Here is a 13,503-nt window from a genome sequence, read left to right as displayed (position 1 = left end):
TCCAGCACCTCCGTCCACTTTTATTTTTTCAAGTCCTGAATGATTTCATCATATTTTGGGCTGCTTAAAAAGTTTTCGACAGATACGTGAATCGCATCAGGCTTCTTCGCTTTTGCACGTTCTGTTAAATCTTTATGTGTTATAACTAAGTCAGCATCATCTGGAATTTGATTGATCGCTGTATTCGATACATCAAAAGATAGACCTTCTTTTTTCATTTTATTTTTGAGCAAAGAAGCTCCCATTGCACTTGACCCCATACCGGCATCACAAGCAAAGATGATTTTCCGAACGTTTTCTTTCGTAATTTCTTGGCTCTTTTCAGTTATTGCCGTTCCCGAAGACGCTGCTGAAAGGTGAGCAGATGCTTGACTTTTCTTCCCTTTCATCGCTTCCATCTTAGCCGTTGCTTCACCTAGATCTTCTTCATCAGATGCTTTTGACAAACGAAGGAATAAAGATGCGATGACAAACGACACAATGGTTGCGACTAATACACCTAAAATAACTCCTGCAAAGTTACCTTGAGGTGTTAACGCCAACAAAGCAATGATGCTTCCAGGAGATGGTACCGAACGCAAACCTGCATCGAATAGTGAGAATGTAAAAATACCACTCGCGCCACCAGCAATAACTGCAAGTAACAGTACTGGTTTCATTAAAATGTAAGGGAAGTAAATTTCGTGAATCCCCCCAAAGAAGTGAATAATTGTAGCACCAGGAGCAGATTGTCTAGCCATGCCCTTGCCAAATATCATATAAGCTAATAGGATCCCAAGTCCAGGACCAGGGTTTGTTTCCAGTAAGAAAAGAATGGATTTACCCGCATCAGCTGCCTGTTCAGCCCCGAGCGGTGTAAGAATCCCTTGATTAATTGCGTTATTCAAGAATAAAACTTTCCCCGGTTCAATGAAAAGGCTTAATAATGGTAAAAGTCCCGCATTTACTAAAGCTTCTACACCTGAAGATAATAATCCAGTTAATCCAAGTACGACCGGACCTACTCCAAGCAAGCCTACAATAGCTAAAGCTGCAGCTGAAATTCCAGCTGTGAAATTATTAATGAGCATTTCAAACCCTTGTGGGATATGTCCATCTAAAGCTTCATCAATCTTCTTGATAACGTAACCGCCAAGCGGCCCCATTACCATTGCGCCAAGGAACATCGGAATGTCTGCCCCTACAATTACCCCCATCGTCGCAACTGCCCCAACGACTCCGCCTCGAATTCCAAAAACCATTCGTCCACCAGTAAAACCGATTAGCAGAGGCAATAGATAGGTGATCATTGGCCCCACAAGCTCGGCTAATCTTTCATTTGGCCACCAGCCCGTCGGAATAAATAAAGCTGTAATTAATCCCCATGCAATGAATGCACCGATATTCGGCATGATCATGCCGCTTAAAAACGATCCGAAACGCTGTACTCTCGCTCGAATCCCTGATTTTTCAGTAGTGGTTGCCTCTTGCATTTTGTTTCCTCCTCATCGCTTTATAATGTAAAGCAACTTTCTTATCCACATCATAAAGCGCTTCCAAGTCTTTCTCAACATAATCTAACTTCGTCTTTGTCAATGCTATTGTTGCCATTTCAGTTATTGCATCGCAATCCTTATCTTTTCTAACAACAATAAGCCTTTTCACATGTTTATCATGAACCGAAAATGAGAATATATACAATAGTTTGCATCGCTTGCATTTACTTATTGGTCACAATATACTGAATAGGAAGCATTTAGATTTGCTTGCTATCCACAATCGAAAGAGGAGATGAGAGAATGGCAATTTTAACATCAGCAGCAACCGCAAAAGGTGGACGTAATGGACATGTAAGATCATCCGATGATGTGATTCAATTAGATCTCGCTATGCCAGGTAGTGGACAAAGTACGGAAGGGAAATCAAACCCTGAGCAACTATTTGCTGCTGGTTATGCATCATGCTTTGATGGTGCACTTAACCTCATGGCCAAAAATGCAAAAAAAGATATTTCTTCTGAAACAACAGCTCATGTAAGCCTGGAGAAAGATCCTGAAGATAACGGATTTAAAATCTCTGCAAAACTTGAAGTCAAAATAAGCGGGGTCAGCCAAGAAGAAGCTGAAGAGCTTGTAGGAAAAGCGCATGACTTCTGCCCTTATTCAAAAGCCACTCGCGGAAACATTGAAGTCGCATTAAGTGTAACTGCAGAATAAATACAGTTGGAATATAACATTAGAAGCTGCTCCTAAACAGGTGCAGCTTTTTTATATGATTAAGGACGGTTTCATTAGGAGCAAGCTTTTCACTGATATTTCACATCTACCAGTGATCTATCACAAACTGCAGCAGTTTAATACGAAGCTTTAAATCCTATTTATACGTTTTTTAGTGTGGTTTCCTTATTTCTGGTATACTAGGGAACGGTTACAAGACGAACGCAGTTATGGAGTGATACATCGTGAAGCACCAAACTTGGTTATCAACCAATTTTTTTACCTTCTTTTTCACCTGGGGGATTTTTATCCCCTATTGGACGGCATGGCTTGTCTCAGAAAAAGAGCTTACCGTTGCAGCAGCTAGCTCAATCATTGCAGCAGGTATGATTGCACGCTCCTTTTCTACTCTATTCTTTTTTCCGGCCTTAAGTAAACGGTTTAGCTTAGCTCAGTTAATGAAGATCTTACCGGTCGTTTCAACAGGACTACTATTATTATTTATACCAATTGATTCTTTTATAGGACTATTAATCGTCATGATTCTCTTTAGTTTGTTTTATCCAAATATGCTGCCGCTAATGGAAAGCAACGCTTCGCTATTAATGAGAACGCACCAAATACACTATGGGCGAAGCCGTTCATGGGGATCCATCGGTTATACAACAGGCTTAATTCTAATTGGGATCACAACTGCAATTTGGTCTGAGTCCTCTATTTTGACAATGATGCTGATTGGGAGTGGACTGATTATTTTAGCCTCATTTAGACGATCCCCCGATGTGCTGCACGAGCGTGTAAGTAACCAAAACGGCACGTATCGAGCCGTTTTAGCAACGCCGGGTTTTGCTATTGTCATGAGTATATGTATTATTATTCAAGGTGCACACGCCTCTTACTATAATTATGGTTTCTTATACTTGCAGGAGCTTGGGGTTTCCAGTTTTTATATTGGCTTTATTTTAAATATAGCTGTATTATCTGAAATTCTCTTCTTCGCCTTAGCAGACCGTTTACTAAAAAACACGCCTATTTCTTCTATGTTTGTTATCGCCGGGATTGGCTCGGTCATTCGATGGGTTTTAATTGGACTTTTTCCATCCCTTTGGATCTTTATGATCACGCAAGCTTTTCACTCGATCACATTTGGCCTTGCACACTATGCCTTTATTCGTTATTTATATCGAGTTGTCGACAAAGAGCTGATTCCAACCGCTCAAGGCGTCTATGCTTCACTTGGTATGGGATTAAGTGCTGCTTTGCTCACTTTTGTTGGGGGATACTTATACGACATTTCTTCTGGTATGGCCTTCCTAGGAATGGGGATCTCGGTATTTCCAGCTATATTATTAGCCTTTTGGTTGAAGATGCGCAAAACGTTATAATCAAAAGCCGATCTTACTAATCCAAGATCTGTTTTTTCATTTACACGCTTGGATTTACAAAAAACTCTATAGTTTGAACTTTCATAATGCGGGAATTACATGATTATATTGTGCTTTTTATTAAACCTCAGTTAGCCTGCAGCTAGAGATCCGAATATGCCCAATAACCATTAGGAGGGTGAACGGATGAGAAGAAGGATAGTCAGGACTTCGATGTTAAATAAGCTGATTAATAAACTTGATCAGACATTGTCCCTTCGATGCAAAAAAGATCAAGAAGACTTTATTCGATCTTTGGATTACGTTGAACAGCAATTGCAGCTGGCAAAGAAAAGAATAGATAATTTAAAGAACAGAGAAAACAATATGTAGCAGAACGTTAGGGCTTATAGAAACCATTGACGCTGCAAGCACAGGGGGATGGAAATGCGAGTCAAAATGACTGCATAGATCGTCAATATGCGCTTGGCATCACTCTTCAGCACAATAGAACAGCTTGTTGTCCATCTATCTTCAATGATAGATGGACAACAAGAAGCTTCTTATAAAGCGTGAATGGCTTCTTTCACAGCCATATTCAGGTCATTTTGAGACCAGCTTGGAATTTTGCCAAAATCGATTGCAAGAGCATGCGAAGCTGGGATATGTATAAACCCTGCAGGAATTTCTCTTTTTTCCTGCTGCAGCCTATAAAGCATTTGGTACATTACATGATTGCATAAATAGGTGCCTGCAGTATTCGAAATCTTAGCAGGAAAACCTGCTTCCTTCATTCGTTCCACCATGTCTTGAATGGGCAGCGTAGTAAAAAGTCCGTCTGGTCCGGTCTCAATAATTTTTTCTCCAGAAGGTGAGTAGCCGTTATTATCAACCTCTCCTTCATTGCAGTTTATCGCGATTCTCTCGGGTGAAATATTTGCGCGTCCACCAGCCAAGCCTAGAGAAATAACAGCATCCGGCTGAACTTCTTCATAATAATTAAGAATTTCCTTACCAGAAGCAGCAAAATCCACACTCATAATACGGCCAACGATGGTATAACCATTTATCTCTTGTCCATCAAGCGCCTTTACAATCTCCATTGTAGGGTTTATTGCAAACTTCAAAAATGGCTCAAATCCTGTTAGTAACAGTTTTTTCATATTATTCACACTCCTTATGTAAAACTATATCATAGCAGAACAGCCTTTTATAATAAAAAGAGATCTTCCAGACAGCGTACTCCATCTGCTCATGATGATCTCTCTTCAAATAAAAGGCTTTGTTAAACGTGTCTGTTGATTTCCGCTTCAGCACACAGGAGTCTCGCGTCTTACTTTACAATCAACGCCGTGTAAAAATCAACAATGGACTTTAACGTAGCTAAATAAAAAAGAGACTCCCCATAAAATCATAATTATGAGTGAGCCTCTATAGGTTTTATTCTGTTACGATTCACTATCTTCGTCTTCCATGTCCGCTTCATCTTCTGCATCAGTATTGTCGTCTGTCGTATCATCTGTTGTGTCATTATTCTCCATCCCATCATCATTTTGATCTATCGGAGCTTCTTCATTCATATCAATATCCGCGTCATCCACCGGTTCCTCCATATCATCTCCACAAGCTGCTAATACACCAAAGCTTAAAATACCTGCGGCACCAACTTGCATCCATTTTTTCATGTCCATAATAACATTTTCCTTTCTAATTTGAGAATTTTTTATTGCTTCTACGATAAAATATTTATTCTCCTATTTACTATTTCCCCCGTCAAATTAACACTAAACAGGTCTAACATTGCATTATGGTTAAGATTAATTAAGGAATAATGACACTTATAACAAAGTTTTCTAAATTTAATTTCTTCTTATTGTTGTTTTTCTTTTAAGTCCAAAAATAAACAGCCTTTTATAAAAGAAAAGAATTCAAGCATCAGCTTGAATCCTTTCATACATAAAAAGATGTTTCCTTATTTTCACGGCAATAGATCATTAATATGATAAAGCTTACCGTTTTCCAATGGTTCATTCATTAGCAGTGTGACAAGTGCCTTGCCTACATCATTTGGCTGGCGAAGTTCACCCTTATCCTTATATTTTTGGAAGCGTGACACCTGGGAAAACGCAGATTCAGATGAGGACCGAATGACCTGCTGCATTTCGGTGTCCATTATACTTGGACTAAAGGAAATAATCGTGTGTCTCGTCTGCTTCTCCTTTTGCTCAAGCGCAGCGGTTTCTGTAAAAAGATTCAATCCCGCTTTTGTACTTCCATACACACTCCAGCCATGGTTCGGTTTATCCGCGGCACCTGATGTAATGTTAACGACTATTAACGAAATATCAAGCTCTGAAGAGCGCTTGAAAGCCAAATTGGTTACAACCATCGGGGTAATGTAATTAAGATGAACACTTCTCTCCACAGAATTTGGATCGAGGTGGCCTACTGTGTCAATCGGGTCCACTGTTCCAGCATTATGGATTAAATAAAGCTCCTCTGGCCGGTCATCTTTTAAGTTATTAAACCAGCTTTCAAAAAATTGGAGTGTCTGTTGAGTGGAGCTTATATCAATGGCCTCATGCTTATAAGTAAGGCTTTTTTTTTCAGCTAATGCTTTTATCTCTGTATTTCCAGATCGAGATAGGTCTACAATATTGATCCCTTCCATAAGTAAATGATAAGCAATTCCAGCTCCAAGACCTTTTGAAGCACCTGTTACGATCGCCTGTTTCATCATACCCCTCCTGTTTACGCTATTTCCTTGCTATTATAACGAATCTTTCCCATCTTTTACTAATGATTGAACTTTTAATATATGATAAGTATAAAGGGGGAATTTAAATGAAATCAGAGAAGGAAAAAATGCTGGCAGGAGAATTATATTTTGCTGGCGATGAAATATTAGTTAATGAACGGCTTCACGCTCGAAAGCTAACTAGAGAATTTAATGAAACACTTGAGACGGATACAAAAAAACGAGAGCAGCTATTAAAGACATTGCTTGGTTCAACCGGAGATCACTTCTACATTGAACCCACCTTCAGATGTGACTATGGCTACAACATTCATGTAGAAGACTACTTTTATGCAAATTTTGACTGTGTCATATTAGATGTATGTGAAGTGAGAATTGGAAAGCATTGTTCATTAGCTCCTGGTGTACATATTTATACCGCTACACATCCTCTTGATCCTGCAGAAAGAAATAGTGGGTATGAATTCGCTAAGCCTGTTACGATTGGCGACAATGTATGGATCGGAGGACGAGCTGTTATTAACCCTGGTGTCACCATTGGCGATAACGTCGTCGTGGCTTCAGGAGCTGTCGTTACAAAGGATATTCCATCTAATGTGGTCGTTGGCGGGAATCCAGCGCACGTCATCAAAGAAATTGAGGTAAAAAACAGCTAACCAGTGTTTTCACGATTGGGGCAACTTTTTGGGCTGAAAAAGCTATATATACTTTCTATTAATAAAATCGAATGCTTGAATGGTATCTTGAAAATGAAATTTGATTCCACTATCTTTTTTTAAGACCATATTTTTTTCGATATTAATTGGAGCGGAAAGCGAATGCATGCAGCGGAAATCAACAGGCAATTTTCAACAGATTATCTTAAATAAAAAAAGGGTAAGCTACTCAAAAGGCAGCTTACCCATTTCTTAATTATTTTCCAGTGCTTTCTCTGGATTGTTACGATAGTATTTTTGCCCGATCAATGTTTGAATAATTAGGAACGCACCGCCAACTGCCCAATACAGCGGTAATGCAGCTGGTGCAGAAAATGAAATAAACATAATCATAATGGGTGAAATGTACGTAATAATCTTCATCTGGTTGCGCTGTGCTTCCGGAAGATTATTCAATGTTACATAACCCTGAACAAAATACACCACACCAGCGATCAATGTCATGATCATATCAGGTGAACCAAGGCTAAACCAAAGAAATGAGTGTGTCGCAATTTCCTCTGAATAAGAAATGGCAAAATAAAGTCCCATTAGAACTGGCATTTGGATAATAAGCGGCAAACACCCCATATTCAATGGGTTCACCCCATGCTTACGGTAAAGCCCCATCATTTCCTGCTGAATTTTCATTTGCTCTTCTTTGGATTCAGTCGCTTTCAATCGTTTTTGAATCTCTTCCATTTCCGGTTTTAGCACTTCCATTTTCTCTTTCATCACCTGTTGATTTCGATAGGTTCTAAGCATAAAAGGCATTAAAATCAGTCGAATAATCAGCGTGATAATGATGATGGATAATCCAAAATTTCCGTTAAAAAAGTTCCCAATTTCAACAATGGCAATTTCAAATGGACGCACAAACCAATCATAGAAAAACCCTGTTTCATTTTGAACGCTTGCACAGCCTGTTAATAAGATCGTTGCAAATGTTCCTATTAATAAAATTGTTAGCTTCTTCACTAGTATGTCACCAGTCCTTTTCCTTTTTTAATTAAAATGCTCTAAGAAAAAAGGGTGATGACTGTGCGTCGTCAGAATCGTCCGGACAATCTTTGCGCTTAACTGATTTTACAAGCTGCATACGTCCGGAATAGGCTTCAATTGCGCCTAGTTCGCCTGTATTCTTCCCTCTAACAGCAGGAACATAAATCTCACGATGAGACCAGTCACTGCTCATACCCTGCACCATAAAAGGCCGGTCCCAACGCCATATCCAAATAATCACAAAAGCGAGTGGCAGCGTTCCTTCATGCAGGGATTCCACTAACGCTTGAAATATTAAATCCATAATGGTAAACTCCCATTTTTTATAAGTTGATTGAAGTATACATCATTAGGGAAAAGAAATGCAAAGAATGCTAATATATTTTACAATAGGATACATCCATCTTTTTATCTTATTGGCTTTTGTTAAACGTGTCTGTTGATTCCGCTTCTGCCCGCAGAAGTTTCGCACACACGCTCCAATCAACGCTCTGCAAAAATCAACAATGGACTTTTAACATAACTATCTTATTTAGAAAAGGAGAATGACCATGAAAAACCTTTTTAAAAAAGCCATTAAATATGCAAAGGACAACCCTGAGCAGACAAAGGCAATGGCACAAAAAGCCATGGATACAGTAAAGAAGCTATCAAGTGATCAAAAGAAGCAGCCGCCATCTGCTCCTAGTAACAGAAAATGATTTAATCATAAGATCAAAAAAACCTTTTCCAAAACAGAAGGAAAAGGTTTTTTTGATCTTATTGATTTGTGTTCGAAACGAATACAGGAATGTGGCGTTCCAGCACTTGAATAGCAAGAGGAACATGATCTCCTTCATCACCATCTACATTGGCAATAAGATCTTTAGAGGAAGAAAACTCGACTTCAGAAGTCGTGATATATTCTACGTTCTCATCCTCTTCCATTTCACCCTTCGCCAAGGATGTTACAACAGAAACCAGCTTAACAATAGATACATTTTTTACAATAAAACAGTGCAGCTTACCATCATTTACTTTGGCCTGAGGGGCTATTTTTTCAAACCCGCCGACGGAATTCGTCAATGCGAGCAATACTAAAAAGGCTTCTCCCTCCCATTCACCTTGCTCATGTTTCAGTTTCACATCAAAAGGTTCTTTCTCCTTTATCGTTTTAAATCCTTCAATCATATATGCAAGCGGGCCAAGCTTCGTTTTCTGTTCGACTGAAACACCAAACGTTGCTTCTGCAATTCCGCCAAGTGCAATGATATTCATGAAATACTGATCGTTTACTTTGCCGATGTCAACCATACGTTTATCAGCATCACGGAGCATTTCAATGGCTTCTTCAGGTTCCATCGGTATGGACAATGCACGCGCAAAATCATTCACTGTGCCAAGCGGAATAATTCCAAGTGTCGGCTTGTGATCCTTTTCTGCTAAACCCGAAATTGTTTCATTAAGCGTTCCGTCTCCACCCATTGAAACGACTGCATCATATTTCTTTTCACAGGCCTGTTCGGCAAAACGAGTGGCATCCCCTTCTTTTACCGTTTCACAAACAGTTCCTTCATAGCCTAGAGAGGACAAGACTTCCATTACGCTATCCATATATTTTCTTGCCTCTTCTTTACCCGAAGAGGGGTTGGCGATCAGCATCGCTTTTTTCATTAGATCTTCCTCCTTTAGACTGTTTATTTGGTTATTTGACAAAAAATCGTCAATTCCTTTTATCTTCTTCCTCTTTATAGCCAATCCATCATGAAAAATAATAGGACTTCGCGTATAATGAAAAACGTGATTATGTGAACAAAGTATTTAAAGTAAATACACTTTTATAAAGGAGCTAGATACATGTTTGATTGGAGAAATCTTTTCCGTGGAATGGCAATGGGAACCGCCGATCTCATTCCAGGAGTAAGTGGTGGAACCATTGCTGTCATACTAGGAATCTATGATCAGTTTATAAATGGGATTAGCAATATTATCAGCAAAGAATGGAAGAAGCATTTTGTTTTTTTAGCAACTATTGGTGTTGGAATGATCACGGCAATTATTTTATTAAGCCGGATCGTCGAATGGCTGCTTGTTTCCTATCCCCAGCCGACAAACTTCTTTTTTCTTGGGTTAATCCTTGGTATCCTTCCATTTTTGCTGAAGGAATCAAATTACCGTGAAAACTTTAAATCAAAGCATGTGATTGCTTTAGTGATTAGTGCCATTTTAGTCGCTTGTATGGTCTTTTTCAGACCGGCTGAAGATGGCAGTCCAATGGAAAACTTAACGTTTTTAACCTATATTGGACTTTATTTTGCTGGCTGGCTGGCAAGTATGGCCATGCTTTTGCCTGGAATCAGCGGATCGTTTGTCCTGCTTATTATCGGGGTTTATCCAACGGCGCTAAACGCTGTTTCCACTCTTAATATTCCACTGATTCTTGTGATTGGTGCAGGAGTTGCTACTGGGTTTATCATAAGCAGTAAAGGGATCCGCTACTTATTGAGCAGGTTTCCGGTGATGATGTATGCGATTATCATTGGACTCGTTTTTGGTTCGCTATTTGTCGTATATCCAGGATTAACACTGACGCTCTCTAATGTCATGCTGTCGATCTTGGCGTTATTGCTTGGCTTAATTTCAGCTGTTAAGCTAGGTGACAAAGGATAATTTTCATAAATGCAGATTCCCCTTTTGAATGAAGCGGGGATTTTTTTTAATGAATAATGATGATCTTCATGAAACATTTTACTCTTTTAGAACGTATATAAATAAAAAGGAGGCGGACAACGATGCATACACCAAGCTCACAAGACCGATTATTTGCAAGCCTCATGTATTTCCTGAGCTTTTTAACAGCGATAATAGCACCTGCGATTATTTGGTTTCTGAAGCGTGATTCTGACTATATCAACTATCACGGCAAAGAGTACACCAATTTTGTGATCAGCTATTTCCTTTACCAGGCAGTCGCCGGATTTTTAATGTTCATTGGAATCGGTTTTATACTAACCGGTGTTCTTACGATACTAATGATCGTTTTTACCATTCTTGCCGGAATCAAAGCGTATCAAGGTGAAAAATACAGAATTCCCTTAGTGATTAAGTTTTTTAGCTAATGGAAAATCGGGTTGAGCAGCTTCAGCCCGATTTTTTATTCTGCTGTATTTCCTTCTTCAGGAATTGGATGTTCTTTTAGAAGACGTGCGAAGTGCATCGTATTGTAAGCAAGCAACTTCACATGCTGGTCCGTAAAAGAATTTGATCCGTTTTCCATTGCCTCTATGTAGGATGGACCTGGTCCAGCCTCCCCTACCCAATAGGTATCAACATTTGGAGGGATGGTGAAGCCAAGATGAGATAGTCCATATAATATTGAGGCTGCTGCATGCTTCGCTCCATCTTCATTTCCTGTTATAATGGCTCCGCCAATCTTATTGTAATAGATAGCTTGACCCTTTTCATTCGTCAGGCTGCTTCCTCCATACAAGCGTTCGATGGCAAGCGTTGTGAGACTGCTTTTTTCTCCCAGCCAAAGAGGTGTGGCCATAATTAAAATATCCGCTTCCTTTACTTTCTCAAAAATCTTTGGCCACTCATCCCTATCACCCATATCATCTGAGATGCCAAGCGCTATCGAATAATCCGCCAAGCGAATGGTTTCAGCTGAAACACCATTTTCCTCATATATTTCGTTTGCTTTTTGTATTAAAGCATCTGTATTAGAAGCTTCCTCGCTTGTTTTTAATGAACCGTTTAAGAAGAGTGCTTTGATGATTGCCATACCTTATTCCCCCTCTATACTTCTCCTTCCTATTCCCCATATAGAAGAAAGTTAAGCAAAAATCGGGAGAATTCTTAACCTGAGCTGGCAAAGAAAAATAAAAACCCCAAAAAACAAACCCAGCCTTTTTGTTTTTTGGGATTCTTATTTAATTCTTTAACATTCCAGCCTCGCGCACCTGCTGCTGAAGCCTTTCAACATAAACCTTCGTTTCCTTCATCTGTTCTGGCTTGGTTGCTTCCAAAATAATGTCGCACTGCGGTTTATACTGATGTAACAGCGTTAAGAATAATAGATAATTCAACTGTCCTTTCCCTGGTGTAACGGTTTGAATCGCACCATCCTCCATCAACATTCGGTCCTTGGCATGGGCACCGACAACTCGTTTTCCAAGAAGAGTAAATGCCTCTTCAATGACTTGATCCTGATGATGAATATTCTCCAACGTGATTAAATTCCCTGGATCCAGCACTACACCTAGATGTGAAGAAGGGACCTCATCAAGCATTTGTTTTAATGCTGGAGCCGTTCCGATCAAGTGATCATTCGCAGGTTCCAATCCAATAAAGATCCCCCATTTTTCTGCTTCCTCTATCAGTTCTTCTAAAGAAGCTCTCAAGGCAGCCCGGTCTTGTTTGGAAAAATCATTTAAGGGAAGCTTCCCGGTTTCTGCGGCCACTGTCGTCGCTCCAAAGCATCGTGCATAGACAATGAGCTCTTTAAATCGTGCAACATTTCTTCGCCTTTTCTCCTCATTCCGATCAAATAAGTGTACATAGCAGCCCAATATCGAAATCGATACATCATTTTTATGAAATTCTTCAGCAATATTTCTCGCGAGCCCTGGACTCAGTCTTCCAGCTTCACTAAAATCGACATCATCAATTGCTTTCCATAATGCCAGCTGTACATGCTTGAAGCCATGCAATCCAACGGTATGAGCAAGCTCCTTATATGGCATCCTCCCGAATAAATGGGCTAAAACTCCAACTGACAACTTCTTCTCCTCCTTGCATTTTGTATGGCAGGATGGATGATCACCTCAGCATCTCCTTAGCGTAATGCTGCTTTATCCTGATGCTCTTATTTTCTATTGTTTGAAAGCTTTTAAGCGCGATCCACATATTGAGGTAGCAGAAAAGACTGGCTCCTACCAATGGAATAAATCCTTGAAAATACATAAAAAAATAATAATTAAGTACGGTTCCAACGAGCATAAGCATAAGACTCATTGGCTGCAAAAGACCGATCATGAGTGCCATCTTAAAATATTGAAAAAATTTCTTATCATAATGAACATAAACAGGGAAGATATAAAGCAGTAAAATAAAGTAAATAAATCCGATGACAATCATGACCTGACTTAAAATTTGCGAGAAACCACTATCCATTCCCCGGAAGATGATAAAATCCACATACCATAGCAAGCTGCCTGCCAGCAAGAGGGAACCCATTAGATTACTGCGTAGAAATTCACTTCGAAAGGCTTTCCAGAACGTTTTAAAGATAGGGATATCATCTTCTCCAGTCAGAAATTTCCTTGCTACTGTATAAAGTGCTACAGTACTTGGCATAAAGCCTAATACCACTCCCCCTAAAAGAGTGAAAGCAATCCATAATAGATTGATATAAAAAAGATGGGTTAATGCTTTACAGAACGTGTAGGCTCCCCGTATAAATGTATCCATAGCAGGTAAGATCTCCTTCCAATTAACGCCAAAGTCAT

General features: G+C 39.5%; 18 protein-coding genes. 7 read left to right on the top strand and 11 right to left on the bottom strand.

Annotated features, from left to right (window positions below; genetic code table 11):
- Positions 1 to 20 precede the first annotated feature (20 nt).
- Complete coding sequence (locus KP78_RS02535; protein WP_041085976.1) at positions 21 to 1,472, bottom strand: PTS mannitol transporter subunit IIBC; 1,452 nt, start codon at positions 1,470 to 1,472, stop codon at positions 21 to 23.
- A complete protein-coding gene (locus KP78_RS20480) occupies positions 1,450 to 1,590 on the bottom strand; it encodes a hypothetical protein (protein ID WP_235420814.1) in 141 nt (46 codons plus the stop codon). Before KP78_RS20480 ends, KP78_RS02535 begins: the two co-directional genes overlap by 23 nt.
- Positions 1,591 to 1,778: 188 nt before the next feature.
- Here KP78_RS20480 and KP78_RS02525 point away from each other — a divergent pair, with 188 nt between their 5' ends.
- The 3 genes from KP78_RS02525 to KP78_RS02515 all read left to right on the top strand — a co-directional run bounded on the left by KP78_RS02525 (position 1,779) and on the right by KP78_RS02515 (position 3,952).
- Entirely contained in the window at positions 1,779 to 2,195 is a 417-nt protein-coding gene (locus KP78_RS02525; protein WP_041085972.1) for an organic hydroperoxide resistance protein, read from the top strand.
- Between the two features lie 245 nt (positions 2,196 to 2,440).
- Entirely contained in the window at positions 2,441 to 3,580 is a 1,140-nt protein-coding gene (locus tag KP78_RS02520; RefSeq protein ID WP_041085970.1) for an MFS transporter, read from the top strand.
- 186 nt (positions 3,581 to 3,766) lie between these two features.
- A complete protein-coding gene (locus KP78_RS02515) occupies positions 3,767 to 3,952 on the top strand; it encodes a hypothetical protein (protein WP_041085968.1) in 186 nt (61 codons plus the stop codon).
- A gap of 170 nt (positions 3,953 to 4,122) precedes the next feature.
- On the opposite strand, the gene KP78_RS02510 is transcribed toward KP78_RS02515, so the two are convergent.
- The 3 genes from KP78_RS02510 to KP78_RS02500 all read right to left on the bottom strand — a co-directional run bounded on the left by KP78_RS02510 (position 4,123) and on the right by KP78_RS02500 (position 6,296).
- Positions 4,123 to 4,722 carry a pyroglutamyl-peptidase I gene (locus tag KP78_RS02510; protein ID WP_041085966.1) on the bottom strand — a complete coding sequence of 200 codons (600 nt, stop codon included), beginning with the start codon at positions 4,720 to 4,722 and terminating at the stop codon, positions 4,123 to 4,125.
- 285 nt (positions 4,723 to 5,007) lie between these two features.
- Entirely contained in the window at positions 5,008 to 5,244 is a 237-nt protein-coding gene (locus tag KP78_RS02505; protein ID WP_235420813.1) for a hypothetical protein, read from the bottom strand.
- Positions 5,245 to 5,537: 293 nt separating this feature from the next.
- Positions 5,538 to 6,296, bottom strand: coding sequence for an SDR family NAD(P)-dependent oxidoreductase (locus tag KP78_RS02500; protein ID WP_041085963.1), 759 nt, complete (start codon positions 6,294 to 6,296; stop codon positions 5,538 to 5,540).
- A gap of 107 nt (positions 6,297 to 6,403) precedes the next feature.
- Between KP78_RS02500 and KP78_RS02495 the strand changes: the two genes are divergently transcribed.
- On the top strand, positions 6,404 to 6,973 hold the full coding sequence (locus KP78_RS02495; RefSeq protein ID WP_041085962.1) for a maltose acetyltransferase domain-containing protein: 570 nt from the start codon (positions 6,404 to 6,406) through the stop codon (positions 6,971 to 6,973).
- Positions 6,974 to 7,225: 252 nt separating this feature from the next.
- Here the strand turns inward: KP78_RS02495 and yidC are convergent, their stop codons facing one another.
- Complete coding sequence (gene yidC, locus KP78_RS02490) at positions 7,226 to 7,990, bottom strand: membrane protein insertase YidC (protein ID WP_052474488.1); 765 nt, start codon at positions 7,988 to 7,990, stop codon at positions 7,226 to 7,228.
- A gap of 31 nt (positions 7,991 to 8,021) precedes the next feature.
- The gene (locus KP78_RS02485; protein ID WP_041085960.1) at positions 8,022 to 8,318 is read right to left on the bottom strand and encodes a hypothetical protein; all 297 of its coding nucleotides are present in this window, start codon (positions 8,316 to 8,318) and stop codon (positions 8,022 to 8,024) included.
- 247 nt (positions 8,319 to 8,565) lie between these two features.
- On the opposite strand from KP78_RS02485, the gene KP78_RS20240 reads away from it, so the two are divergent.
- The gene (locus tag KP78_RS20240; protein ID WP_162835563.1) at positions 8,566 to 8,715 is read left to right on the top strand and encodes a hypothetical protein; all 150 of its coding nucleotides are present in this window, start codon (positions 8,566 to 8,568) and stop codon (positions 8,713 to 8,715) included.
- A gap of 58 nt (positions 8,716 to 8,773) precedes the next feature.
- Here the strand turns inward: KP78_RS20240 and KP78_RS02480 are convergent, their stop codons facing one another.
- Positions 8,774 to 9,667, bottom strand: coding sequence for a diacylglycerol/lipid kinase family protein (locus tag KP78_RS02480; protein WP_041085959.1), 894 nt, complete (start codon positions 9,665 to 9,667; stop codon positions 8,774 to 8,776).
- Positions 9,668 to 9,850: 183 nt separating this feature from the next.
- Between KP78_RS02480 and KP78_RS02475 the strand changes: the two genes are divergently transcribed.
- On the top strand, positions 9,851 to 10,663 hold the full coding sequence (locus KP78_RS02475; protein WP_041085958.1) for a DUF368 domain-containing protein: 813 nt from the start codon (positions 9,851 to 9,853) through the stop codon (positions 10,661 to 10,663).
- A 122-nt stretch (positions 10,664 to 10,785) separates the two neighbouring features.
- Entirely contained in the window at positions 10,786 to 11,112 is a 327-nt protein-coding gene (locus KP78_RS02470; protein ID WP_041085956.1) for a DUF4870 domain-containing protein, read from the top strand.
- A gap of 35 nt (positions 11,113 to 11,147) precedes the next feature.
- Here the strand turns inward: KP78_RS02470 and KP78_RS02465 are convergent, their stop codons facing one another.
- From KP78_RS02465 to KP78_RS02455, 3 genes are all read right to left on the bottom strand, one after another.
- Complete coding sequence (locus tag KP78_RS02465; RefSeq protein WP_041085954.1) at positions 11,148 to 11,777, bottom strand: flavodoxin family protein; 630 nt, start codon at positions 11,775 to 11,777, stop codon at positions 11,148 to 11,150.
- 148 nt (positions 11,778 to 11,925) lie between these two features.
- Positions 11,926 to 12,774: a sugar phosphate isomerase/epimerase family protein gene (locus tag KP78_RS02460; RefSeq protein WP_041085953.1), complete on the bottom strand. Its 849-nt coding sequence runs from the start codon at positions 12,772 to 12,774 to the stop codon at positions 11,926 to 11,928.
- A 40-nt stretch (positions 12,775 to 12,814) separates the two neighbouring features.
- Entirely contained in the window at positions 12,815 to 13,465 is a 651-nt protein-coding gene (locus KP78_RS02455) for a YesL family protein (protein WP_052474486.1), read from the bottom strand.
- Between the last annotated feature and the right edge of the window lie 38 nt (positions 13,466 to 13,503).

This window comes from Jeotgalibacillus soli, assembly GCF_000829435.1.
GTDB lineage: Bacteria > Bacillota > Bacilli > Bacillales > Jeotgalibacillaceae > Jeotgalibacillus > Jeotgalibacillus soli.
Note: the sequence above shows the minus strand (reverse complement) of the source record. Positions and strands in the feature narration are given on the sequence as shown.